The organism is Arthrobacter bambusae, assembly GCF_022606295.1.
Classification (GTDB): domain Bacteria; phylum Actinomycetota; class Actinomycetes; order Actinomycetales; family Micrococcaceae; genus Arthrobacter; species Arthrobacter bambusae_A.
In genome coordinates, this window is sequence record NZ_JAHHZS010000002.1 from 48,442 (window position 1) to 72,402 (window position 23,961).

Annotated in this window: 24 protein-coding genes; 11 read left to right on the top strand and 13 right to left on the bottom strand. The window is 62.7% G+C overall.

Features of this window, described 5'->3' with window-relative positions:
- Nucleotides 1–12: 12 nt before the first annotated feature.
- A complete protein-coding gene (locus tag KNN17_RS01565) occupies nt 13–858 on the bottom strand; it encodes an aldo/keto reductase (RefSeq protein WP_241707186.1) in 846 nt (281 codons plus the stop codon).
- 164 nt (nt 859–1,022) lie between these two features.
- On the opposite strand from KNN17_RS01565, the gene KNN17_RS01570 reads away from it, so the two are divergent.
- From KNN17_RS01570 to KNN17_RS01580, 3 genes are all read left to right on the top strand, one after another.
- Nucleotides 1,023–1,925, top strand: coding sequence for a helix-turn-helix transcriptional regulator (locus tag KNN17_RS01570; protein WP_241707187.1), 903 nt, complete (start codon nt 1,023–1,025; stop codon nt 1,923–1,925).
- Nucleotides 1,926–2,070: 145 nt separating this feature from the next.
- Nucleotides 2,071–2,274 carry a hypothetical protein gene (locus KNN17_RS01575; protein ID WP_241707188.1) on the top strand — a complete coding sequence of 68 codons (204 nt, stop codon included), beginning with the start codon at nt 2,071–2,073 and terminating at the stop codon, nt 2,272–2,274.
- A complete protein-coding gene (locus KNN17_RS01580) occupies nt 2,271–2,543 on the top strand; it encodes a hypothetical protein (protein WP_241707189.1) in 273 nt (90 codons plus the stop codon). Before KNN17_RS01575 ends, KNN17_RS01580 begins: the two co-directional genes overlap by 4 nt.
- A gap of 92 nt (nt 2,544–2,635) precedes the next feature.
- Here KNN17_RS01580 and KNN17_RS01585 read toward each other — a convergent pair whose 3' ends face one another.
- Nucleotides 2,636–2,845, bottom strand: a complete 210-nt coding sequence (locus tag KNN17_RS01585; RefSeq protein ID WP_241707190.1) for a dodecin — start codon at nt 2,843–2,845, stop codon at nt 2,636–2,638.
- Nucleotides 2,846–2,907: 62 nt separating this feature from the next.
- Nucleotides 2,908–3,627, bottom strand: a complete 720-nt coding sequence (locus KNN17_RS01590; protein ID WP_241707191.1) for an HAD hydrolase-like protein — start codon at nt 3,625–3,627, stop codon at nt 2,908–2,910.
- A 74-nt stretch (nt 3,628–3,701) separates the two neighbouring features.
- Between KNN17_RS01590 and KNN17_RS01595 the strand changes: the two genes are divergently transcribed.
- The gene (locus KNN17_RS01595) at nt 3,702–4,160 is read left to right on the top strand and encodes an Lrp/AsnC family transcriptional regulator (protein ID WP_241707362.1); all 459 of its coding nucleotides are present in this window, start codon (nt 3,702–3,704) and stop codon (nt 4,158–4,160) included.
- An 11-nt stretch (nt 4,161–4,171) separates the two neighbouring features.
- Here the strand turns inward: KNN17_RS01595 and KNN17_RS01600 are convergent, their stop codons facing one another.
- Genes KNN17_RS01600 through KNN17_RS01610 form a run of 3 tightly spaced genes read right to left on the bottom strand, consistent with a single transcriptional unit; the run spans nt 4,172 to nt 8,044 of the window.
- On the bottom strand, nt 4,172–5,581 hold the full coding sequence (locus tag KNN17_RS01600; RefSeq protein ID WP_241707192.1) for an aspartate ammonia-lyase: 1,410 nt from the start codon (nt 5,579–5,581) through the stop codon (nt 4,172–4,174).
- Entirely contained in the window at nt 5,578–6,999 is a 1,422-nt protein-coding gene (locus KNN17_RS01605) for an aldehyde dehydrogenase family protein (protein ID WP_241707193.1), read from the bottom strand. Before KNN17_RS01605 ends, KNN17_RS01600 begins: the two co-directional genes overlap by 4 nt.
- Entirely contained in the window at nt 6,992–8,044 is a 1,053-nt protein-coding gene (locus KNN17_RS01610) for a homoserine dehydrogenase (protein WP_241707194.1), read from the bottom strand. The genes KNN17_RS01605 and KNN17_RS01610 overlap by 8 nt, the downstream gene beginning before the upstream one ends.
- Nucleotides 8,045–8,365: 321 nt before the next feature.
- Here KNN17_RS01610 and KNN17_RS01615 point away from each other — a divergent pair, with 321 nt between their 5' ends.
- The 3 genes from KNN17_RS01615 to KNN17_RS01625 all read left to right on the top strand — a co-directional run bounded on the left by KNN17_RS01615 (nt 8,366) and on the right by KNN17_RS01625 (nt 11,837).
- Nucleotides 8,366–9,805, top strand: a complete 1,440-nt coding sequence (locus KNN17_RS01615; protein ID WP_241707363.1) for an amino acid permease — start codon at nt 8,366–8,368, stop codon at nt 9,803–9,805.
- A 72-nt stretch (nt 9,806–9,877) separates the two neighbouring features.
- Entirely contained in the window at nt 9,878–11,020 is a 1,143-nt protein-coding gene (gene alr / locus KNN17_RS01620; protein ID WP_241707195.1) for an alanine racemase, read from the top strand.
- Between the two features lie 37 nt (nt 11,021–11,057).
- Nucleotides 11,058–11,837, top strand: a complete 780-nt coding sequence (locus tag KNN17_RS01625) for an IclR family transcriptional regulator (protein WP_241707196.1) — start codon at nt 11,058–11,060, stop codon at nt 11,835–11,837.
- A gap of 9 nt (nt 11,838–11,846) precedes the next feature.
- On the opposite strand, the gene KNN17_RS01630 is transcribed toward KNN17_RS01625, so the two are convergent.
- Genes KNN17_RS01630 through KNN17_RS01640 form a run of 3 tightly spaced genes read right to left on the bottom strand, consistent with a single transcriptional unit; the run spans nt 11,847 to nt 13,844 of the window.
- Nucleotides 11,847–12,614, bottom strand: coding sequence for an IclR family transcriptional regulator (locus tag KNN17_RS01630; protein ID WP_241707197.1), 768 nt, complete (start codon nt 12,612–12,614; stop codon nt 11,847–11,849).
- A 31-nt stretch (nt 12,615–12,645) separates the two neighbouring features.
- Entirely contained in the window at nt 12,646–13,398 is a 753-nt protein-coding gene (locus tag KNN17_RS01635; protein WP_241707198.1) for a cyclase family protein, read from the bottom strand.
- Nucleotides 13,395–13,844 (bottom strand): hypothetical protein, encoded by a 450-nt coding sequence (locus tag KNN17_RS01640; protein WP_241707199.1) that lies wholly within the window; start codon nt 13,842–13,844, stop codon nt 13,395–13,397. The genes KNN17_RS01635 and KNN17_RS01640 overlap by 4 nt, the downstream gene beginning before the upstream one ends.
- A 150-nt stretch (nt 13,845–13,994) precedes the next feature.
- Between KNN17_RS01640 and mmuM the strand changes: the two genes are divergently transcribed.
- Nucleotides 13,995–14,975 (top strand): homocysteine S-methyltransferase, encoded by a 981-nt coding sequence (gene mmuM, locus KNN17_RS01645; protein WP_241707200.1) that lies wholly within the window; start codon nt 13,995–13,997, stop codon nt 14,973–14,975.
- An 87-nt stretch (nt 14,976–15,062) separates the two neighbouring features.
- Here mmuM and KNN17_RS01650 read toward each other — a convergent pair whose 3' ends face one another.
- Both KNN17_RS01650 and KNN17_RS01655 read right to left on the bottom strand, forming a co-directional pair.
- The gene (locus KNN17_RS01650) at nt 15,063–15,764 is read right to left on the bottom strand and encodes a FadR/GntR family transcriptional regulator (RefSeq protein WP_241707201.1); all 702 of its coding nucleotides are present in this window, start codon (nt 15,762–15,764) and stop codon (nt 15,063–15,065) included.
- A 28-nt stretch (nt 15,765–15,792) separates the two neighbouring features.
- Nucleotides 15,793–16,611 carry an alpha/beta fold hydrolase gene (locus tag KNN17_RS01655; RefSeq protein WP_241707202.1) on the bottom strand — a complete coding sequence of 273 codons (819 nt, stop codon included), beginning with the start codon at nt 16,609–16,611 and terminating at the stop codon, nt 15,793–15,795.
- A gap of 62 nt (nt 16,612–16,673) precedes the next feature.
- Between KNN17_RS01655 and KNN17_RS01660 the strand changes: the two genes are divergently transcribed.
- Nucleotides 16,674–17,066, top strand: coding sequence for a DUF1304 domain-containing protein (locus KNN17_RS01660; RefSeq protein WP_241707203.1), 393 nt, complete (start codon nt 16,674–16,676; stop codon nt 17,064–17,066).
- Between the two features lie 50 nt (nt 17,067–17,116).
- Here the strand turns inward: KNN17_RS01660 and KNN17_RS01665 are convergent, their stop codons facing one another.
- A complete protein-coding gene (locus KNN17_RS01665; protein ID WP_241707364.1) occupies nt 17,117–19,870 on the bottom strand; it encodes an aminotransferase class I/II-fold pyridoxal phosphate-dependent enzyme in 2,754 nt (917 codons plus the stop codon).
- A gap of 323 nt (nt 19,871–20,193) precedes the next feature.
- Nucleotides 20,194–21,195 carry an Lrp/AsnC family transcriptional regulator gene (locus KNN17_RS01670; RefSeq protein ID WP_241707204.1) on the bottom strand — a complete coding sequence of 334 codons (1,002 nt, stop codon included), beginning with the start codon at nt 21,193–21,195 and terminating at the stop codon, nt 20,194–20,196.
- A 131-nt stretch (nt 21,196–21,326) separates the two neighbouring features.
- Here KNN17_RS01670 and KNN17_RS01675 point away from each other — a divergent pair, with 131 nt between their 5' ends.
- Nucleotides 21,327–22,748, top strand: a complete 1,422-nt coding sequence (locus KNN17_RS01675) for an MFS transporter (protein WP_241707205.1) — start codon at nt 21,327–21,329, stop codon at nt 22,746–22,748.
- On the top strand, nt 22,745–23,950 hold the full coding sequence (locus KNN17_RS01680; RefSeq protein WP_241707206.1) for a M20 family metallopeptidase: 1,206 nt from the start codon (nt 22,745–22,747) through the stop codon (nt 23,948–23,950). The genes KNN17_RS01675 and KNN17_RS01680 overlap by 4 nt, the downstream gene beginning before the upstream one ends.
- Nucleotides 23,951–23,961 lie beyond the last annotated feature (11 nt).

Here is a 23,961-nt window from a genome sequence, read left to right on the forward strand (position 1 = left end):
GCTGTGGTGGGTTTACATCTGGCTGAAGGACGCGACGGCGGGGTCGGCGCCGAGGCGGGTACCGTCGTCGAGCGTGCTGATGGCCGCCAATTCCTCGGGGGAAAGCTGCAGCGCCGCCGCTGCGAGGTTCTGGCGGATCCGTTCCGGGTGGACGGACTTGGGAATGACGATGTTGCCAGTTCCGAGGTGCCAGGCCAGCACGATCTGGGCCGGGGTGGCATCGTGCGCTTCGGCAAGCTCGGTGACTGTTGCCGACCCAAGGTCTGCTCCCTGCCCCAGCGGGCTGTAGGCCTCGACGGCGATTCCGTAGGAGCGGCTCTTCGCGGCCAGTTCCCGCTGTTGGAAGGTCGGGTGCAGTTCGATCTGGTTGACGGCGGGAACGACGTCGGCCGATGCCAGGAGAGTATCGAGGTGTTCGGGCAGGAAGTTGGACACCCCGATGGCCCGGGCGCCGCCGTCGGCATGGATCTTTTCCAGGGCCTTCCACGCGTCCACGAACAAGCCCTGGGACGGCACGGGCCAGTGGATCAGGTAGAGGTCGATGACGTCGAGGCCGAGTTCGCGGCGGCTGTGGTTGAATGCCGCCGCGGCACGGCCTTGTTCGCCATTGCGGAGTTTGGTGGTGATGAAGAGTTCCTCCCTGGCAATGCCGGAAGCCTTGATTGCCGCACCGACGCCGGCTTCGTTCCGGTACGCCGCGGCGGTGTCGATGTGCCGGTACCCGGCTTCAAGGGCGTCCTCGACGGCCTTCTGGGTCTCGGCAGGCGGGACCTGGAAGACGCCGAAGCCGAGCTGGGGGATGGTGACCGAGTTATTCAGGACGAGCCCGGGAACGGTGGAATTCTGAGCTTTGGACATGTCCGGCCCTTTCGTCGCTGGTGGGTGGATTGCCTGGCTGGCTTTTTCGAGCCTATGCAGTTTCGGCACAACAAGCAGTAGTTTTGACGCCCCCTGTTTTTCCTAGGACTCGCAGTCCTACCTTGGCCGTAGAAACAGGGCCCTCCGGAAGGAAGAATAGGGACATGGGTCAAAGCGCCGAGTTTGGAAAGTTCCTCAAAGCCATGCGTGCCCGGATGTCGCCGGAGGATGCAGGGTTGCCGGAAGCTTCCGGCGCGCGCCGCGTTCCCGGGCTGCGCAGGGAAGAGATTGCGCGCTTGGCCGACGTCAGCACGGACTACTACACGCGGCTCGAACAGGGACGCCACATCCATCCGTCCCGGGCAGTCCTTGAATCGGTGTCGAGGGCACTTCGCCTGGATTCAAGCGAGCACACCCACATGATGGACCTGCTGGAGCACTGTGCGTCGACTGTCAAGACGCCGACTCCCGCACCACGGGTGCGGCCGGCCTTGCGTCAACTTCTGGACGCCGTGGGCGACGTTCCGGCGCTTTTGCTTGGTCGGCGCAGCGACGTGCTCGGAGCCAATCGCATGGCAGTCCTGTTGTTTGCCGACTTTCCGTCCATGCCGCCGGCTGAGCGGAACCTCACGCGTTGGTTGATCCTGGACCCCCACGCACGCGAACTGTTCCGGGACTGGAAGACGGTCGCCGCAGAAGCCGCCGGTTCCCTGCGGGCGGATACCGGGCGGCACCCCGACGACCCCCAAGCCAACCAGCTCGTAGGCGAACTGGCAGTGAACAGCGAACATTTCCGTCAATGGTGGGCAGGGCATCGAGTCGCGGCACGCTCGGCCGGCACGGTCCGCCTGCACCACCCCACGGTGGGGGACCTGGAACTGAATTTCGAGAACCTGGCCCTGCCGGAGGACCCGGACCAGGTCCTGCGGGTCTACTCCGCGAAGGCGGGTTCGCCGTCGGACGATGCCCTGAAGTTGCTGGGCAGTTACGGTGCTGGAACGGCGTTTGGTGCGGGAACGACGACGAGCGCGGAGCTGTCCGAACGCCACGCTATGGACGAGAGCTGAACGGATTTCAGCCAAAAGTGCTCCACGTCACTGTGCTGCTGCATAGTGAATCGGTGTGATTTTGTCTATGTGCCCATTGGTCGGCTTTTGAATCGCGTTTACGCTGAATCCAGACCTTTTCGCATACCAAGGATGGAATTCAAGGATGAAACGCATCGCGCTGCTGAGGGAGCGGGCAACCACCGGGTCCGCGGGATCCACGGGCTCGCATTGCCCGGCATCCGGCCAGTGGAGCCCCGAAGGTGAACCCCACGTGGTGCACACGTTCTTCGAAGGCCACGTCTTCCCGGCCCACAACGGTGCGGCAACGGTGTGGCACCGCCAGTACCTGGTCGTCGAGTCCCGATGAGCCCCGAAACCTTGGGCGCTTGGGGCCCAAGCCACTTCACGACGTCGGCGCAACGGCCCGTTGGAGCGGCACTGCGCCTGCCGCCGTCGAAATGGTCGGAGCTCAGCCGCGGCGAAACCGTCTGGATCCACGAGGACAAATGGGGTTTCGACGCCGGCCTTGTGGACGAAGTTTCTTCCGACCACGAATTCCTATGGATCGATTTTGCCGGCCGTGGCCGGCGACTCCTCTGTGGCGGTGACCCCGTCCAAGTCTGGATCCGCGGGTGAGTCCAGCCTCGCAACCGATGGCCGTCAGCCTTTCCACAGAAAGGCTGACGGCCATTGTCGTTTTGGGGTTAGCGGGCTAACGCTCGAGGTTTCTAGCGTTCGAGGCGGAAGCCGAGCTTGATGGTTACCTGCCAGTCGGCGACGGCGCCCTCGTTGAGGTGGCCCCGGATTTCCTTGACCTCGAACCAGTCGAGGTTCCGGAGGGTCTGGCTCGCAGCCGCGATTCCGTTCCTGATGGCGGCGTCGACGCCCTCGGACGAAGTTCCGACAATTTCGGAAACGCTATATGTGTGGTCAGCCATTCTTGCTCCTCATGATCGTCCTTGATGCCTGAACTGCGGGCCTGGCAGGCCGTGAAAGCAGACTAGCGGACGCGGGGCCGGGGGACTAGGGGTGGCGCTGCTGCCAGGATCATCGGTAGCAAGGCTGCGGGTGAGGTGACAACGGCGGCAGCGTGCAACGCTTCCTCTTTTCCCCCGTATCCCCAGAGCGCGAATAACGTGGAAATTCCGTGTTCGGCTGCGCCCGCGACATCGTAGCTTCTATCGCCGACCATTACCGGAGTGGAGATGTCAACGCCCTCGGAGGCGAGGCGGAGCAGCGCTTCACCGATGACTTCTGGCTTGGTCGATCTTCTTTCGACGTCCGATGCCCCGCAAATGTTGATGAAGTTGCTCTCGATTCCAAAGCGTCGCGCGAGTCGCAGTGCTTGATCTTCCACTTTGGAGGTAGCAACAGCCATGGGGATTCCGGCCAACTGCAGTTGCTCCAGCAACTCGATGACCCCTTCGTACAGACTGGATTGCTCCGCGCCGTGATCCGCGTATGCCTTGCGGTAATGTTGGAGGGCTCTCTGGGCAGTCGCTTCATCCAGCCCGGAGACTGTTCTGAATGAGTCCACCATCGGTGGGCCGACGAACCTGAGCAGTTCATCCGGTGACGGGAGAGTCGCTCCTACGGATTCCAAGGCCTGGGCGGCACTCGAAGTAACACCTAAGGCTGAGTCGATGAGCGTTCCGTCCATGTCGAACAGGACGCAGGTGATGCCGCCGAACGGCGGGCGTGTGTGATGCGGAAGTATCATCTTTTTGGAGCTTTCGGTCGTGGATCTGGTTCTGCTTGGGTTGTGCACGAGAATTTACTTTTTGAAGGGTGGACATCGGCCGAGTGAGTCTTGATCAGATAGACCAGAGGATCCTCGCGGAGCTCACCAAGAATGCACGCATTAGTCATGCCGAACTGGCGACCAAAGTCCTGCTTTCAAGGAATGCCGTGCGGCAGCGGGTCGACCGGATGGAACGGCAAGGATATATCCAGGGATATACCGTGGTTGCGGGCACATCGGGGCAAAGTCCTGTCTCGGCTTTCCTCATGGTTTACAGGAAAGACCGAGTGCGTGGTTCAGACGTCGTCACCGTTTTGCGCTCGATTCCGGAAGTGGTCTTGTGCGACGTCGTCAGTGGTGACTTTGATCTTCTGGTAAGGCTTGAAGCCCGGTCCTTGGAGAGAGTCCAGGAGATTTGGGAGCAAATTGCCGCCCTTCCAGGTGTCACGGATACGGTGACGGCCATGACGCTTTCCAGTCTCATCCGACGTGATGTGGATCCGACCGCGTGACCACTTAGTGGTCAAACCGCTTTCATGTGGGTGCCCTTGGCTGGAAACGCAGCGGATTCAAGGATCGATCGAGCAACGGCCCGGTCCAGGAGTTTTCTTTCCGTGACCACGTCGAGAATGGTTGATCGGTCCCGGAGGGCTTCCTTGGCTACTTCAGCTGCCGCTACGTAGCCGATGGCCGGTACCAGTGCTGTTGCAAGGCCGGCGGACGCTGCTGTCTGGCCCGCGATACGCTCCACGTTCGCTTCGATGCCGTCCAGGCAGTGCGTCCGGAGAATGTGTGCTCCTTGTTTGAGCCACGAAACGCCTTGAAGGAGGACATGCGCGATAACCGGCTCGAAGGCATTGAGCTGGAGCTGGCCGTTGTCTGCCGCCATGGTGACCGTTGTGTCGGCTCCCGCAACGGCGAACGCGATCTGATTCACCGTCTCCGGAATAACAGGATTGACCTTCCCCGGCATGATGGACGACCCGGCTTGGCGGGGAGGCAAAGTGATTTCACCAAAGCCGTTTTGCGGGCCGCTGGACAGCAAGCGAAGGTCGCTGCTGATTTTGGACAATTTGATTGCCGTCCTTTTCAGCATGCCCGACATGTGCATGAAAACCCCGACGTCGGACGTCGCCTCGACCAGATCGGCGGCAGGAACGAGTGCGACGCCGGAGATCTCAGAGAGTGCCCGCAGCGCCAATCGCTGATAGCCGGGTTCGGCCGTGATGCCGGTGCCGATGGCGGTGGCGCCCAGACTGCACTCACGCATCAGCTCGGTGGACTCAAGGAGCCTTGAGCGATCTTCCTCCAAGGTGGCGGCGAAGGCGTTGAACTCCTGGCCAAGGGTCATCGGGACAGCGTCCTGAAGCTGGGTCCTGCCCATCTTCACGACCGCGCCGAACTCGGCACCCTTGCTTCTGGCGGTTTCAGCGAGGTGGCCGAGTTCCTGATTGAGCTCCGCAGCCGCGAAAATGAGGGCCAGTTTAATTGCTGTTGGATAGGTGTCATTGGTCGATTGGCATCGATTGACATGGTCAATGGGGTGCAAGTGCTGGTATTCGCCGCGGCGGTGGCCCAGTCTTTCCAGGGCAAGGTTCGCGATCACTTCGTTGGCGTTCATGTTGGTGCTCGTTCCCGCGCCGCCTTGAATGACGTCGACGCAGAACTGTTCGTGGTGCAGCCCGTCCTGGATTTCCTGGCAGGATTCACGGATTGCTGCTGCTTGCCGGGGCGAGAGCACGCCGAGTTCGCAGTTGGCCTGCGCTGCGGCGTTCTTGATCATTGCCAGAGCGCGAACCAAGTGAGGGTGGGAGGAGATGGGGATGCCGCTAATGGTGAAGTTTCCCAGCGCGCGGGCGGTATGCGCCCCCCAGTATGCGCTCTCTGGTACAAGAATTTTTCCCAGCGAATCAGCTTCGTTGCGGGTTTTCATGGCTTCGCGTTTCTGATGCAGACAACTTTCGGCTGGGTCATCTCTTCATAGGCGAAATGGACCCCTTCCCTGCCCATGCTTCCGTACTTGGACCCTCCAAACGGCATGCCGTCAAAGCGGTAGTCCGAAGAATCATTGATCATCACCCCGCCTGCATCGAGCCGCCTGGCCGCTTCCATCGCGTTGCCCAGGGAATCCGTGAAAATGCCGGCATGCAGGCTGAAGTCGATGGCGTTTGCGACGTCGATGGCGTCTTCGAAGGTGTTGAAGGCGTGCAGCATGACTACAGGCCCGAACACTTCTTCTTTCCAGAGCCTGCTGTCCGCCGGGACGGCCTCCAGGACAGTCGGCCGAAGCACATTGCCCTCCGCCACGTTGCCAGCGAGAAGAGTTGCGCCCTCCTGGATCGCCTCATCCAGCTTGGCTTGGAGTTGGTCCAGCGCGGCCCGACTGATCATCGGGCCGACGTCCGTCCGCTCATCCGACGGATCTCCGGCAACCAGGCGGGCCGTCGCGTCCAGGAAGCGCTGGCGGAAGTCAGCATACAACGATGTGGCTATGAGGATCCGCTGTACCCCTACGCAGTTCTGGCCAGCGGCCCAGAACGCTCCGGAGACACAGGATTCCACGGCGTCGTCGATGTCGGCGTCGCTCAGGATGATGACTGGCGCGTTTCCGCCGAGGTCCATGGATAGCTTCTTCAGGCCGGCGGCGCGGGCAATGCTTTCTCCAGTGGAGAACCCGCCAGTGAAGGACACCATTCTCACATCCCTGGACCGGATGATGGTTTCGGCCACCTCCCGGTCACCGTGAATCACGGTCAGGACCTCTTGGGGGAGCCCGGCGTCCACCAGGGCGTCCGCGAGCAGCTGCGCCGACAGGGGAGTCAGGGCCGAGGGCTTGAGGACGACGGCGTTTCCCCCAGCGATGGCCGGACCGATCTTGTGCGCCACCAGGTTGAGGGGGTCATTGAAGGGCGTGATCGCTGCGATGATGCCAAGCGGTTCCCGCGAGTACCACCCCGTCCGGTCCTCCGAACCCTCATAGGAGTCAAAGGGGATGACTTCGCCGGCGTTCCTGCGTGCTTCGACGGCGGAAAGCCTTAGTGTGTTGACAGCTCGCAGCACTTCCTTTCGTGCCTGGCGAATGGTTTTTCCGGACTCGGCAACTATGGTCTGTGCGAACTCATCGTTTCTGTGCTCGATGTCCGTAGCCGCGGCATCGAGGATTTTTCCGCGTGCGTTGCGGGAGAGGGCTTGTGCCTTCCGTGCGCCGGTCCGGGCCACGTTGAGCACTGCTTCGCCGGCGGTGGCATCGCTCAGCGGAACTGCACCGACCACCTTGCCGTCGTAGGGACTCGTTACTTCACGGAACTGCGGCATTTTGGTTTCCTGGGCGCAAAGCGTGGTGCTAGACATGTGCGGGTGCCCCTGCCTTGGCTGCGTGCATCGCGATGATGTCCGATAGCAAGGCATAGGCGGTCTCGACGCGACCGGCTCCGGGTCCGGAGACGGTGACCGGACCGAGGAGGTCAGTGTCGAAAGACACCGCGTTCGTCGCGCCTGAAACCCCGGCGAGTCCATGGTCGAGGGGGAGTGCGATGGGGGCTACGCCTGCGGTGATGGTCCCGTCAGGATTCCGCCGGGCCGAACCGACGAGCTTCCAGCGGCGTCCGTCCTGGGACGCCTTCCGGACATCTTCGGCCGTGACGGTCGAGATCCCTTGCCGCTGGACGTCCTTGAGTTCGATGCCCGCGTCGAGCAATTCGTTAGCGAGGATGAGGACCTTGAGCTGGACATCGTAGCCCTCGATGTCCGCGGCAGGGTTTGCCTCCGCGTAGCCAAGTTCCTGCGCCTCGCTGACGGCCGTTTCGAAATCAAGGCCGGCTTCCATCCGCCCGAGGACATAGTTGCTCGTGCCGTTGAGGATGCCTTCGAAACCGTTTAGCTTGAGGCCCGCGAACATCTTCTTGGCCAAGCGGATGACGGGTGTGCCGCTCATGACGGCTCCTTCGAACTCGAAGTGAGCGCCGTTCTGTTCGGCCAAGGAAGTGAGCAGGGCACCGCGAAGGGCAACGGGGCCCTTGTTCGTGGTGCAGACGCTCTTACCGGATTCGAGTGCCCAGCGCACGTGCGAGACTGCCGGCTCGCCGTCGTCGGGGTTCGTGAAGGTGGCTTCGCAGATGATGTCGGCGGTGCAGGTGCGGATGACCGACTCATTGTTGGTGTCCGCAGATCCTCCGTGTTCGGCGAAGGTCTCGCTCCCGCCGCCGAGGGCCAGGGCCATGGAGAGGTCAATGCCTTCGGGCCGGACCAGGGATCCGAGCCGGAGGTCGGTGATGGCAACGACCCGAAGGCCGAAGCCCAGTTCGGATCGAAGTGCCTCGCCGCGTGTTGCTATCAGTTCGGCCAGGGTCCTGTTGACGCCGCCAAAGCCGATCAGGGCAATGTCATAGCTGGTCATGGTGCTCCTTCAGTCAGTTACATCGGTGTTCCAATGTTCACTGCTTTCCATGTCAGTCGGGGCATGTGATTCCGGCCGAAGAATAGGGCGAAGTGACCATCCACATGCCGTTTCGACATGCACACATGCAGTAACATGCGTGCAATATATGCATGGTCAAATGTTTTTAATGACCAAATGAGCCCAGCTGTGTTATCTTCATCACCATCGCCTTGCGCGGCTCCGGCCATCCGGATGACCTTTCGATCCCCCCTTGAGGTCACGCGCACCTTCGCATTTTGATCTGACCAATGACCAATGACCACTGACCCGGGAGACACCATGGAATCCTCATCACCCGTCACGCTAGAACAGCAGCGCCCAGCCCCGCCGTCGTCCGAATCCGGGCTTCGCCGGTCCATGGGACCCCGGCATCTGGTGATGATCGCCATGGGTGGCGTGATCGGCTCAGGGCTCTTCTTGAGTTCCGGTTACACGATCTCCCAAGCCGGGCCGCTCGGCGCGGTCATCGCCTACTTGATTGGCTCCTTCGTGGTCTATTTGGTGATGGCGTGCCTTGGCGAACTTGCCATTGCATACCCCGTCTCGGGAGCTTTCCACATCTACGCATCGCGCTCGATCGGGCCAGCCACGGGCTTCACCACGGCCTGGCTCTATTGGCTTTGCTGGGCAGTGGCCATCGGGTCTGAATTTACGGCGGCAGGCCTCCTCATGCAGCGTTGGTTTCCAAGCATCGACGTGTGGGTTTGGTGCGTGATCTTTGCGGCCGTGCTTTTCGGTCTCAACGCCGTCTCTTCGCGATTCTTCGGAGAATCGGAATTCTGGTTCGCCATCATCAAAGTCGGCGCCATCATCGTCCTCATCGTGCTCGGCGGCGCTGCGCTGTTTGGTTTCCACCCGCTGAGCGAGACCGGCAATCATCCCTTCCTCCTTGAGAACTTCAACACCACAGGCGGCCTCTTCCCCAACGGATTTACCGGTGTTCTTGTCACGGCGCTTGCAGTGTTCTACGCCTTCTCCGGTTCAGAACTCATCGGCGTTGCCGCAGGCGAAACGGCGGACCCAGCCAAGACCATTCCCAAAGCCATGCGCAGCACTGTTGTCCGCCTGCTGATCTTCTTCGTCGGAGCCATCGCGGTCATCGCCGCCACCATCCCGTTCGACCAAGTCGGCCTGGACCAGAGCCCGTTCGTGACGGTCTTTTCCTCAATCGGTATCCCCTTTGCCGCCGACGCGATGAACTTTGTCATCATCACCGCCCTTCTTTCCGCCGGCAACAGCGGGCTCTTCTCCTGTGCGCGCATGTTGTACTCGCTCGCCGACGAGGGACATGCGCCCAAGGCTTTGCGAAAGCTGACCCGGCGGGGGATCCCCATGGTTGCGCTCTCCGTGAGCATGGTGGGTGGACTAGCCTCACTCATCAGCAGCGTGGCCGCGCCCGAGACGGTGTACTTGGCCCTCGTGTCGGTAGCAGGGTTCGCCGTCGTCGGCGTGTGGATGTCCATCGCCGCATCACATTTCTTCCACCGAAGGGCTTTCGTCAAGAACGGCGGCAACGTCGCCAGCCTGCCCTACAAAGCCCCGCTGTTCCCCCTGATTCCGATTTTGGCGTTTTCGCTCTGCTTCATTTCGTTGATCGGCATTGCGTTCGACCCTAACCAGATCGCTGCGCTCTACTTTGGAGTCCCCTTTGTGGGAGCCTGTTACGCCTTCTTCCATTTCAAGTACGGACGCAAGGCACGCGCAGCCGGGTTGGCATAGCAGCATCTTCCATTCAGCTTCGCGGCCGGGGACCTTCGTATCCCGGCCGCGAAGCCGTCCAACGGAAAATTCATGAATTCACAACACCTGATTCAACAAGTGGGCAACTGGTTGGAGATTGATGCCCACGCCTTCGAGTCGAATGTCCGCAATGTCCTGGGGATGATTGACCAGCGGGCGCTTCTCTGCGCCGTGGTGAAGTCTGATGCCTATGGCCACGGCGCTGATCTCCTAGTTCCCTCCCTTGTTCGCCTTGGCGTTCCGTTCCTCGGAATCGGAAGCAACGAGGAGGCGACAGTCGCGCGTCGCTGCGGTTTCGACGGCAGGATCCTTCGCGTCCGTGCGGCCGCACCCCAAGAGGTTGCCGCCGGCTTGGACCATGACATCGAAGAACTTGTCTGCGACCCGCAGAGCGCCTGGGAGATGCAGAATATCGCCGCCGAGGCGGGGAAAACGATAAAGATCCACCTCGACATCAATTCTTCGGGAATCAGCAGGCACAGCCTCGATGTCTCTTCCGATTCCGGCCGGGCGTGCGCGGCCGGAATCCTCAGCCACCCGAGGCTCCGGCTGGCCGGAATCATGACCCACTTCCCCAAAGATGACAACCGGCATATCGAGCAAGCCCTCCGTCGCTTTCAAAGCCAAGCGATGACACTGCTCCGGATCACCGGTACGCCCCGGGAAGATGTCCTGATTCACTGCGCCAACTCCTATGCGGTGCTGCACGTACCCGGCTCCTGGCTGGACATGGTCCGGGCGGGGGCTGTGCTCTACGGTGATTCCGATCCGGCAGCAGGCCAGTTTCAACGGTGCCTTGCCTTCAAGGCCAGGGTGGCCTCCGTCAACAGCTATGCCGCCGGCAGCAAAGTGGGCTACGGGCTCACTCACACCCTGCAACGGTATTCCAGGCTGGCATCGGTGACCGCAGGCTATGGCGACGGTTACCGGCGCGTCCTGGCCCGCGAAGGCGGCGTCCTCGTCCGGGGCCGCAGGGCCGCCGTCGTCGACCTTGTCTCAATGAACTCCATGGTTGTGGACGTGACCGACATTGCGGACGTCTCTCCCGGAGACGAAGTGGTGCTGTTTGGAAAGCAGGGGAGCGAAGAAATCACCATTACGGAGATGGAAACGGCGAACTCGGCGATCCTCGCGGACCTTTACACGGTGTGGGCCCGTGGGAACCGGATCTTGGCCAACCACAAGGGCGTGTGAGAATAGGCGTGGTTGTCGGGCGGAAGGAGAATTGAGAATGGATACTTCTTCGGAAGCGTCGTCCATGGCACAAGGACTCCGGATTGTGCGGCTGGTCGCGGATCGGGAGAAGTGGGGCAGGCGGCTTCTCGGCGTTTCCCAGCTCGCATCCGAGCTGGACATGGAACAAAGTCGCGTATCGCGCCTGACTCAGGAATTATGTGATCTGGGACTTCTGGAACGGGTCGAACGGGGTCCGTTCAGGACGGGCCAACGGTTCTTCTCCCTCGCGGCTTCGCTCAATACTGGGTGGATTCGCGAATCAAGAACCGAGTTGGAGGCTTTGGTCGCCTCGTTCGGCCTCCGATCAAGGGTTTCTGTCCGGAGCGGCTTCCGGGTAACCCTCCTGCGCGCGTCCAGCAATGACGCTCTCCCCGGAAGCTTTGTGAAACCTGGGATGGTGACGCCTACGTGGTGCACCGGATCCGGCCGAGCACTCTTGTGGGACCACAACCAGGCCGCCCTCCAAGAACTGCTCAAGGACGTGAACTTCATCGGAGTCGGCGGCCCCGGCGCGGCCCACTCGCCTGGGGAAGTTTGCGAATTGATGGACCGAGACAGAGCCCGCGGCTTCATTCTGGCGGCGGAAGAGTTCGAGCACGGCGTCTACGAGTTGGCCGTTCCCGTCCGCAACCCCGAGGGAACTATACTCGCGTCGCTTAGTGTCCTGGACGGCCGGCCAGAGATCGAGCCCAGGGCAGGGAAAATCGCCAAAGTTCTGATGGAGGCCGCAAATCGGCTCGGGACCAGTCACCTCAGTTCAGCGGACCGGTCCTAGCCAGCCTTGCTACTGCGACGAGGAGTGACCCAGGGCTGACTCAAGCCACCTTCCCCAGGACACCAGGGCTGCTGCGCTGGCCTCCCTTCTTGGCTCCAAGCGTGCCTTGGGACCCACGACCTGCAGCGCGGCAACCACTTCGCCTTTGAAGTCCCGGACCGGAACGGCCAAGGAATACAAGCCCGGCTCGGCCTCCTCATCAACGATGGAATACCCGCGCCGCCTAGCCGCATGCAGGCGGGTCAGGAAGTCCTCGATGTCAACAGGCGTGTTGGGTCCATGGCCAACGAATGCCACATCCGCCAAGATGGTCCGAACCTCGGAATCTGACGCCTGCCATAGCAGTGCCTGGCCAGCATCACTGCAGTAAGCGGGGTACGGCCGGCCCAGCCACGAACCCACCAGATCGCTACCGTCCGGGACCCGCTCGCCGACGGTGACCGTACTGTCCCCGTTGAGCACTCCAAGGAAGCAGCCTTCGTCCGTCTCGGCCGCCAGGCCTTCTAGCGCCGTGGCGCCGTCGGTCTGCAGCCGCCGTTCGGTCAATAGCTGGGCGTCGGTAAAGAGCGACCAGTCCAGGGTGTACGACCGCTGTTCCGTGCGTTCCAGAAAGCCTTCTTGCTGCGCACCCCGAAGGCTACGCGAAACCTGGCTGCGGTCTTTGCCTAGATCGGCTGCCACGTCGGCGACTGTTCCGCCCGGAAGGCCTTCTTTGGTGCGGGAGCCGACTGCAAGGAGGGCCATGATTCCCCGGCCCATGCTGGATGTCTTGGACATGGATCCGATTCTAGCGGCGGGCGCGTCCGTCTTAATGGATGGCAAAGACCCTTGCAGGAAAACCGCTACCCCCCAGAGGTTTCGGCCAGGTGGCAATGAGGGCGGCGCCCTTTTCGGGAAGTCCGTCCAAGTTCGCCAGGAGCTCGATCTGCCACCGGTCCTGCGCGAGAACGTAGGTCTCCAAGCTGAAATCGTGGCGGGAGGTAGCTAGTCCCGGATCCGTATCCGTCTGTTCGTGACCAACGGCAGCAACCGATCGCCGTTCAATCAGAAAAGTGAGCACCTCCTGCGACCAACCCGGGGTGTGGCTGACGCCGTCGCTGTCTTTGTTCGTCATGGCCGCCACGTCGGGCCAGTGCTGGCTCCAACCTGTCCGCAATGCTACAAAGCAGCCCTTGGGGATGTCGCCGTTTCGGTTTTCCCACGCTTGGATGTCCTCCAGCGTGGGGGTGGCATCGGCGTTGACCTTGACCCGTTCGGCGATGTCCAGGATGACCAGTGGAAGGAGCATGTCCTCTACGGGAACTTGGTCCAAGGTCCGACCGCCGCGGATGAAGTGCGAGGGCGGATCAACGTGCGTCCCCCATTGCCCGACGATCGAGTAGCGGTGGGCTGTGAAACCGTCGCCTTTTTCCAGGTCGAACAAGGCTTCCCGTGTCTCGTCGGGGAAGGCAGGAAAGTGCGGTTGGCCTGGATGGAACGCGTGCGTCAGGTCGGTAAATGATCGTCCGGCAAGCAAGGGCCCCAGGCCGTCCCAAAGACCAGCGGAGGTGGATTCGATCATGACGCGGCCGCGGTCCCGAAGGCTGCCGCCAGCGCGGTGCTGGAGACACTGATGGGCCCGGACAATTCGATGACCGGAACTTCCCAAGGGTGGATTTCCATAATGCGACGGGTGAACCGGTCCACCGCGGCGTCGTCCAGCGCTGCGTCGAAATACGTCGTGAAAACGAAGGTCGGCGAAATTGTCTGCTGGCCCACCTTGCCCAGCGTGGGATTGGCGTGCTCGGTCACGGTAAACCCTTCGAAACCCAAGCCGGACTCAAAGACGTGCCGGTACTTCCCGAAGTCCCCCAGGTCCCCGGATTCGGTCAAAGCCCGGAGCAGCGCCGCGATGCCCTGGTCATCCCTAAACGCCTCGGCTTCGCCCGCAGCGAGCCGCGAGAAGGTCTCGGACGTAACGGGCCAATGTACGCGCAACTTACGTACTGATTTCATCTCAATGTTCACGGGAATGCCTCTTCCTTGCGGATCTCGCAGATTGCTTGACTGCCATGGTGACATAGAGTGATGATCATTACAAGCATTAGTAAATGCGTATTACGATCACACACTCTTCACAAGCAAGAGTGAGACCGAACTGCTTTGGAGACCTGAAACATGTCCGCTAGTACTACGCTGTCTCGCATGCTCGACGCCGGTTCACACCTGACGCTGGATGGTGCACTCGCCACTGAACTTGAGGCGCGCGGCTGCGATTTGCAAGACCCTCTGTGGTCGGCAAGAGTCCTTCTGGAAGAGCCGCACTTGATCAAACAGATTCACCGCGACTACTTCGACGCGGGGGCCACGATCGCCATCACTGCGAGCTATCAGGCCACGCCCCAAGGATTTGTCCAGCGGGGGATTGGTGAGGCAGAAGCCTTGGGTTTGGTGGCCTTGAGCGTGCGGTTGGCCGACGAAGCGCGGCGTGAGCACCTGGACGAAAACTCGGATGCGGTTCCCCTGCTGATTGCCGGCTCCGTGGGCCCTTATGGCGCCTACCTCGCCGACGGATCGGAATACCGCGGTGACTACATCCTCGGCCGGGGCGAGTTCATGGAGTTTCACAGGCCTCGGATCGCTGCGCTGGTGGAGGCCGGAGCGGCCTTGCTCGCAATTGAGACGTTGCCTTCCTTCGCGGAGGCAGAGGCACTGTTGGCACTCGTGGAAGAATTCGACGTCGAGTCCTGGTTTTCGTTCACGCTCCGGGACGGGGAGCACATAAGCGACGGCACGCCACTGTCCGAGGTGGCCACGCTTTGTTCCTCGCAGCCGCGCGTAGTTGCCATCGGGGTGAATTGCGTGCCGTTGGAATTGGTCTCCCCATCACTCGAGGCCTTGAGCAAAGTCACCCCAATCCCGCTGATCGCGTATCCGAATTCGGGAGAAAGCTACGACGCAGTTACCAAGACTTGGGCGCCTGGTGCGGCTGAGAACGGCGCGGACGGCAAGCGGCATTCGAGCCTTGCGGAAAATGTCGCCGCCTGGCAAATGCTCGGTGCTCGGCTCATTGGCGGGTGCTGCAGGACGACGCCGCGCGATATTGCCGCCGTCGCCGAGCTGTCCGCGCAAAACCGGGACCGAGGAACTCTGCAGTGATGCCCGCTCGCAGTTTTCGCGTATATGTGAGCGGGCGTTCGGGAGATGGCCCGTATATGTGAGCGGGCGTCTGAAGGGAGCGCCGGCCTAAGCCTCCAGGACGTAGGTCCTGAGGTCGTCGAGGGTCTGCTGCATGTGTGCGTTCATGGCCTCGCGGGCTCGGGGCGCGTCTCCGGCTTCGAGGGCTTTCAGGATGGCCCGGTGATGTCCGATCGCGCGCCCTTGGATATCGGGGATTTGCGCGGTCTGGGTGCGCCGGGTTTCCAGGACGCGGTGCAGGGGTTCGAAGAGTACGGCCACGAAGACGTTGCCCGAGGCGTGAAGGATAGCATCGTGGAACCCGAGATCCGCCTCGACGAAGGCGCTCAGGTCGTTGGAATCGTGGGCCTCCTGCATCGCGGACACGAGAACCTGCAGCTGCTCGATTTCTTCGGGGGAGACCCGTGACGCTGCGAGTTCGCAGGCGCCGGTCTCAAGCATGCGGCGCAGCTCGATCAGCTGGACGGCCGCTGCGGCGTCGTTCTTTCCTTCCGAAGCCGCACGCAGCACGGCTTCAAGGGACGCCCAGCGGTTGAGCGGGTTGACGAACGTTCCCCGGCCGCGCTCCACGCTCAGGATTCGCTGGGCCTCGAGGGTCTTCATGGCCTCGCGGACGGTCATCCGGCTGACTTCGTGCTTGGCGCTCAGCTCGAGTTCGCCGGGAACCACCGTGCCCGGCGGAAATTCGCCCGCGACGATGCGGTCCAGCAGCTCGTCGGCGACGATGCCGACCAGCGACTTGCGTGCCATGGTGCTCCGTTCTTAGATGTCCGACATCTTACGCTGGCGGTTGCCGGCTTTCGTTCCAAAACGCGCGGAGCGCCAGGGCGCAAGCGCGCGGTTGCTCCCAATGCACGCTATGTCCGGCCTCGGGGATTGCCACGAGCCTCCGTAGCGGACTGGCCGCCACGAAAGCTTCCGCTTGGTCCAGCGAACGCAAGCGGTCCCCGACGCCGGCAATCACCAGCGTCGGCGCAGTCACCTTTGCGGGGACATCTGCGGCCACGCCGGCCATCGCCGCTAGGCCGCTCGGGCCAAGGACTTCGAAAGGCAGTTCAAATCCTTGACTCAGCAAGCGATGCTCCTCCGGGGGCAACGCGCCAAACCAGGCCTTCATGCACTTGATGCGCGTCGCGTCGTCGATGAAACCTTGCCGTAGCTGGGATTCGAGCATCGATTTGAAGCCTTCGTTCGGCGGGGCCGGAACCATGCCGATCAAGGCCACGCTGGCCACAAGCCCCGGGTGCCGCGCGGCCAGTGTCAGCGCCACGCTTCCGCCCATTGAGTGGCCAACAATGTGGACCGGCGATGAGTTCCGGGCGGCAACTGCAGCCACGGCATCGGCTGCCGATTCCAAGGTCCACTTGAACCCCTGAGGCAATACATCCCCGCAGTGATACCCGGGCAAATCGACGGTCCATACGGTCCGCCCGGCGTCGAGCAATTCGGTGGCGAGTGGCTCCCAATAGGCGGATGTCGAGGCCCAACCGTGCAGCAAGAGAATGGGAGGCTCGGGCCGAAAATCCATGCTGGCGACGGCCGCTGGAAGGCGCATGTCCACATTTAATGCCGCGACGGCGGGAGGCTCTTGAAGCATGCGCCAAGCATAGTGAGGCCCGCTGGCAGCTCGAAGCGATGCAGGGAGGCTACGATCAGCACATGATCGTGGCCTCCCTGATTTTCGCCCTCATTGCCGGCTTGTTGCACGTCTACATCTTCAGCATGGAGTCCATCACGTGGACCCGTCCGGCCACGTGGAAGCGCTTCAGCGTCGCTTCCCAGTCGGACGCCGAAACCACCAAGCCCCTCGCGTACAACCAGGGTTTCTACAACCTCTTCCTTGCCGTCGGGGCGCTCGCCGGGATCGTCTTTGTGGCACTAGGTCATCCGCAAGTGGGCTGGACCCTCGTCTTCTCGTCATGCGGCTCCATGCTGCTGGCGGCAACCGTGCTTGCCTTGAGCGGCAAAAAGTATCTCCGCCCCGCGGTTCTTCAGGGCACGACGCCGCTACTCGCCGTCGTGCTCGGCATCCTGGCCGTGGCGCTCGGCTGAACCCGGACGCTCGCTCACGTATGCGCCTTCCAATCCCGTCGCTCGCTCACTTATGCAGGCTTTTGGCGTGACGCTAGCTCACCCGTCAACACCCTGAAGCCAAGTTCCGGATTGAATCCATGGATCTCCCGGGTGTCCAACGCCGACATGAAGGCCAGGATCTCCTCCGTGATCACCTGCCCGGGAACCAAGACAGGGAAGCCCGGCGGGTAGGGAGTGACGAAGGACGCTGAGACCATTTCCTCTCCCGCGGCGACCCTCCGCGCAAGTTCGGCCGCGCTGAAGTATTCGCAGGATCCGGCCTTGTAGCTCTCGAAGTAGGCCGCACGCATGTTGCCGTCCGGCGTCTGCGCATCTACCCGGAACCGTTCCGCGAAGCGGCTGAAGTCCGGCAAGGGCGGCGGCGTGCTGGTCAGAGCCGCGACGCGCGCACGGCGGGCCCGCTGCCCCAAGCCGCTCAGGCCGGATTGCTCGTCTTCGAAGGTTTCGGCCAGCTTGACCAGGACCTCGACGAGGTAAGCAACGGCACTCCGCGAGGTGCCGATGTTGGTCATGAAAAGCACGCTGTTCCTTGAGGTTTTGTTGACCTGGATCCCATATTTGTCCATCAGGTAGTCATGCTTGAAAGTATCGCCGTCCACGCCGGTGAGGCCGATGTGCAGGGTCAAACGGCTCGGATCAACAACGAATTCGTCGCGATCCCAAGCTTCGGACATGGCCGCCAGCCCGTCGCGGAGCGGCATTTGCCGGTTGGTTTCGCGGTACTGCGCCGGTATGAGGTCCTTGGTGCCGAGGACGCGGAAGTGCTTCTTCAGCAAGGGATGCCTCGCCACGGCCTGGGCGATGCTAACGGCGAGATCCGCCTGCCGCTGCACGAGCTCGTAGCCTTCGAACTCGACCTGCCTCCGTCCCATGTCCAAGGAAGCCAGGATCTGGTAGTTGGGCGAAGTGGAGGTGTGCGTCATGTACGCCTCCCGGAAGCTCTCCTCGTTCAACTGGCCGAAGTCCTGGTCATGGATGTGGATCATGGATCCCTGCCGGAGCGAGGTCAGGGTCTTGTGGGTGGACTGCGTTGAGTAGACCCTCACACGGGCCCTTGCCGGATCGGCCAGCAGCCTCGTCTCCAGGAGCAGCTCATCGTTGACGGGCCCGACGCCGGAACGCGGCCCGCCGTCGTCGGGCTCGCCGCCGCCGTCGTAACCGGAGTTGGCCGCCCCGCCCGCCGCCGCAAGCGCGCGCAACTGCTCGGCGCGGCGCCGGGCGTAGGCCGGATCCGCGAACTTTGCCTCGAGCGCCCGGGCCGAAGCCATGGCCGTACGGCGGCGGTAGATGTGGTGGAAGCCCGCGAACGCGAACCAGGCCTCGTCCCACAGGAACACCAGGTCCGGCTTGATGGCGAGGCACTCTTCCATCACCCGTTCGACGTCGTACACAATGCCGTCGAACGTGCAGTTGGTGAGGGCAATCATCTTGACCTCGTGGAGCCGCCCTGCCCGGCGGTAATCCAGGAGCATCCGCTTGATGCTTTCCAAGGGAACCGCGCCATAGAAGGAGAAATCATTCAAGGGGTAGGCGTCCAAATAGGAGACCCTGGCGCCGGCCAGCATGAGGGCGTAGTGGTGCGATTTGTGGCAGTTCCGGTCCACCAGCACAACATCGCCGGGTGCCAGGATCGATTGGTGCACGATCTTGTTGGCAGTGGATGTTCCGTTGGTGACAAAGAGCGACTTCTGGGCACCGAATGCCCGGGCCGCCAGCTTCTGGGCCTGCTTGAGGGAACCATGCGGATCCAACAACGAATCGAGCCCGCCGGACGTGGTCGAGGTTTCGGCGAGAAGCAGGTTCAGGCCATAGAACTCGCCAAGATCGTTGATCCACTTGGAATGGATGACCGATCCGCCCCTGGACACCGGCAGGGCATGGAAAACGCCCGCGGGTTTACGGCTGTACTGCTGGACCGCGTGGAAGAACGGCGCCTCATATCGCTCAGCGATGCCGGCGAGCAAGGACAAGTGGAGCTCCAGCCCATCCTGGCGGCGGAAGATCCGACGGAATTGGCGGGTCAAGGAACCGGCGAGTTCTTCGATTCCGACTCCCGCCACGAGGTAGAGATCAAGTTCGGGGCGGAGTTGGCCCAACTTGTCCGCCAAGCTCAAGATGCGGTCCAAGGGACGCTGGGGGAGCGACTTCCCCATGAGCCGGTCCAGGAAGCTGCGCACGTCCCGGCTGAAGCGCTGCCTGCTGTTGGGGACGAATCCCGGACGCAGCACGCACGCCTGGATGTCGGGGTTGAGCAGGATAGCCACGATGGCGTCCTCGAAGCTCGGCACGAACGCGAGCTCGTAATTGAAGGCGTCTGCGGGGCGGCGCTGGCTATGCAGTTCCGTTTGAAGGGCTTCACGATCGGCGTTTGAGACGTCGTCGATTACGAGGACCTCGAACCGCTTGCGCGATTCGGAGGGTTCTTCCACCCGTTCCGTTTCGCGTTCGGGGTCCTGTGCGGGTTCCTGGGCGTGGTGGTTGTGGCCGGCGACGCGTCGCGCGACCGGTTCGATGAGGTTCAGCGCCTCGAGGTATTCTCCAGCCTCCAGGATTCGCCGCAATTCCATGACATATTGCTGCCCCGGAGATGCCCAATACATTTCGAGGGACTCAAGCAGCGGCAACAACCTTCGGACGTCCCGCGGCAGTTCGCGCGTCCGGCCGGCGCCCCCGGAACGCGACGTGGCGGCGGCCAGCTGTTTGACGGCATACCCAAGGAATTCCCAGGCGTCGGCACGCACCCGCCACGCGCTGCTGGGCACTTCGCCGCCGGACCCTGAATCGTCGTCGGCGTTTGGCCTTGCCGCCAAGGCGATGCCAAGCGAGGCGCCGCCGGGGAGTGCGGCTGGAGCGGGCGGAATTGGGGCTGACTGCACTGTCGCGAAATCGGCGCGTGCCACGATGACTCCTTTGTCATGGATTGATAGCACTCTCTACTAAACGCCGCGAGCCGTCCCGGCGCACGGCAATTGTCCGGGTTGCCGTCTGGGTGTCCAGATGGGAGCGGCACTTCCCCTCACTGGTGAGCGAGGGTTTGGGAAATGCCCGCTATACGTGAGCGAGGGTTTGGGAACGGGGCCGGCAGCTATCCTTCACGCCACAGCGGCAACGGGACCACACTGCGGCTGCGTCCGGACTCGTCCAACACGTGCCCGAGGCGTTTGTAGTTGCGGACAACGGCTTGCCGGGAGATCACGGCGCTTCCCGGCGCGCGCTCCGCCAGTTCGCGCTCGTGTCCCTGGACCTCCAGATAGTCGCGGACCCACAGTGTCACGAGCAGATTCTGGGCGCCCAGAACCTGGGCGCTGAGCCTGCAATTCGGCAGGGCCGCGAAATAGCGCCCGACGGCGTCAACACGGTGGGCGGGCACGTTCAGGATCAGACTGACTTCTCTTAATCCTTGTTGTGCGGAAACGGACGTATCGCACCTCAGCGTCATGTAGCCGGACGCGAGAAACCGCTCCACCCGCCGTCGTGCCGTCTGGGGCGAGACGCCGCAGGCTGCCCCCAGTTCCGCCCAACTGGCGCGTCCGTCCTTAGCCAGTTCCGCCAGGAGGGACGCGTCGAGCCGATCGGGCGCGTAGGCGGCCGGCGCGGGCAGGGGTTCTGCAGACATGAGCCGTGCCCGCACAGGTTCGAGGGTGCCGCTGCGCCAATCGGAAGCCTGCCGGTACAGCTTGGTGACGAAAACGACCTCCCGGTGCGTCACTCCGGGGAGGCCCGCGAAGGAGCCGGTCACGATATCCATGAGCTCTTCGTGGCTTGAGGCGAAGCAGTCGATGAAGAGGTCGTGCGAGCCGGACACCAGCGACACGGTGCCGAATGCCGGCTCCCCGCACAGTCGCTGGACGAGGGCTTCGTTCTCGCTCGGCAGCGAAGAAAGACTGATGAACGCCGACCAGCCCGCACTCAGATAGCGCGGACCCGGGGCCGGGGTGATCCACGCCAGTCCCTGCTCAGCAAGGGCGTTCCAGCGGCGCGCGACGGTAGGCCCGGACAACCCCAGGACGTCCCCGATACGGCTCCAGTCCGCGCGGGGATTGATCTGCAGGGCATTCACGATTTCAAGATCGGTTTCAGAGATCATGGCTGATTCCTTCAAAATTCACGATTCTCAGACGATTTCAAACAAATTCCTAGCCAGTGTAGACGGCAGACCTAACGTTGTGACTCGCATCACCCACTCGCATCCAAAGCCCCCACCACTCAAGGAAGCACATGGCAAGCAAGACAGCACCTCCAGCAACGGCGGCAGTCGCACGCCGGACCATCACGGGAATGATCGTGGCGATGGCCCTGATCGAATCGCTCAGCGGAGTCACCCAGGGTTACCTGAACCCGATCCTCCCCGCCTTGGGGCCGGCGTTTTCGATCGACGACCCCACCATCAACGGTATTTTCCTGATCTCGAACGTGAGCTTTGCCGTGCTCACGCCGATCATTTCGCGGCTCGGCGACAGCTACGGCTACCGGCTCGTCCTCCGCTGGTCGACGGCGGTCGTCGCGGCAGGCGTCCTCATGATGGCGTTGTGGCCGTCGCTGTGGACGGTGACGATCGGCGTCGTTATGCTCACGTGCGTTGTAGGCTTCATCCCGCTCATGATGGGCATCTTGCGGGTGACCAGCCCGGCGCAGACGCGCACTGGAGTCAGCGTGATGATCGGCATGCTCATGATCATGGTTGGTGCAGGCGGTCTGTTCGGCGGGATCATCGGCGTCGACGATCCCACCCTCGGATTCTGGGTAGCGGTGCCGTTCGCGGTCGTGGGGCTGCTTTGCTCCTTCGTCCTGCCCGACGCCGGAACCCCCACCCGCGAGGGACTCGCCCTGGTGCCGCTCATGGCGTGTTCCCTCGGACTGATCGGCTTCGTAGTGGCACTTTCGATGGGCCCTGACTGGGGTTGGTTGGATGCCAAGACGCTCGGCTCCGGAATCCTCGGCCTCGCTTTGTTGGCCTATTGGGCGGTCCTGGACTCTCGAAACGTGAACGGTAAGCGCTTCATGGACCTGCGGATGCTTGCCATCCCGCGGATCCGGACGGTCTCGCTGGCCACCTTCTTCTTCGGTTTCGCCTCCATCAGCTACTTCGGCACCAATGGGATCTTCCTGTATTCAAACCCGGACAAGACCGGCTACGGCTTCGCGCTGAGCCCTCTCATGATCGCCGTCGTCCTGGCCGCCGCATCGGTGCTCTCGCTGCTCTCCTCGCTTCTGACCTCAAAGGCCCTCAGACTGTTCGGCGAACGTGCCACCCTGGTATTTGCGGGCGTCCTGCTGGCGGGCGGCTTCGTGGTCATGGCAGCTGCGCACGGCTCCCTGGCCGGCTACTGCACCGGATTCGCCATGTTCAACCTCAGCCTTGGCATGTACCAGGCGGGGACCCGCGCACTGTCCGTTGAGGGCGTTCCGCTCGAGGAAACCTCGACGGCGGCCGGACTCAATGAGCTGGCGCTGTCCGTTGGCATCGCGGTGGGCGCCGCCGTCGTGAAGCTCATTTCCTCGTCTTCGGTCCAGTCCGGCCACATCAGCGAGGGCGGCCTCCTGTCGATCTGGATTGCCCTCGCCATCGCGGCCCTGATCGCGGCTGCGTCAGCAGCCCGTTACCCGAAGCGCCACGCAACCGCAGGAATCGCCGTATGAAAGCCGCCGCCTCGAATGCCGTGGCTCTGGAAACCGCAATCCCCGTCACTGCCTCCTCCTCCACCGCCGTCGGGCGCTCCGTCTCTGCCGCGCTTGAGCGCTGGGAATCGGAAATCCTAGGCCTGAGCCACGCGATCCACGCTGATCCGGAGCTCAGCGGGCAGGAGTTCCGGGCAGCCAAGCGGGTTAGCCGGCTGCTCAGGAGCGCGGGCTTCAGCTTTGACGGTCCGCAGCCGATGCTCCCCGCTTCCTTCAGTGCGAGGTTCGGGACGGGAGAGCTGGTGGTCGCGTTGTGCGTTGAGTACGACGCGTTGCCGACCATCGGGCACGCCTGCGGACACAACGTGAACGCCGCGTCTGCTGTGGGCGCTGCACTCGCGCTCGCTCCCGTCGCTGAAGAGCTGGGGATCACCGTCAAGGTCCTCGGCACCCCGGCAGAAGAGACGAGCGGCGGCAAGGTCGATCTCATTGGCGAGGGCTTCTTCGACGACGTATCCCTGGCGATGATGGCCCATGCCGGCGCCGAGGACGTCATCGGCGGCTCATCGTTGGCCATGGGGATGTGGGACGTGCTTTATGAAGGCCGCGCGGCCCACGCCGCGGCCGCCCCGTCCGAAGGGGTCAACGCTCTCGATGCACTCGTGATTGCACAGACGGCCATTGCCTTGGGGCGGCAACAGCTTCCGCCCGGCTCGGTTGTTTCGCTGATAGTGACGGAAGGCGGGAGCGCCGTCAACGTCATACCGGAGCGGGCCCGGGCGAGCGTCGAAATGCGCTCGCCGAGCCTCAAGAACCTGCGAACCATAGAGGACCGCGTGAGGCGCTGTCTGGAAGCGGGCGCCCTTGCCAGCGGGAGCACACTCAAGGTCACGCCCACGGGCAATGCCTACGCTGAGCTCAGGCAGGACCGGTACCTTTCCGAGGCCTACCGGGAAGCGATGTCCGCCCGGGGGAGGGCTGTTGCGTTCAACGAAGAACCGGTGGCTTCAACAGACATGGGCAACGTCTCGCAACTGGTCCCAAGCATCCATCCGCTGCTCGGCTACGACGTCCACGGGGCCGCCCACCACACCGCCGAGTTTGCTGCCCACGGCTCATCGGCCTCCGCGGATCGTGCGGTTCTGGACGGCGCTTTCGGCCTGGCACTGGCGGCCTGCGCAGCGGCGGGCGATCCGCGGCAGCGGGGACGACTGCTTCGCTAAACGCCGTGATC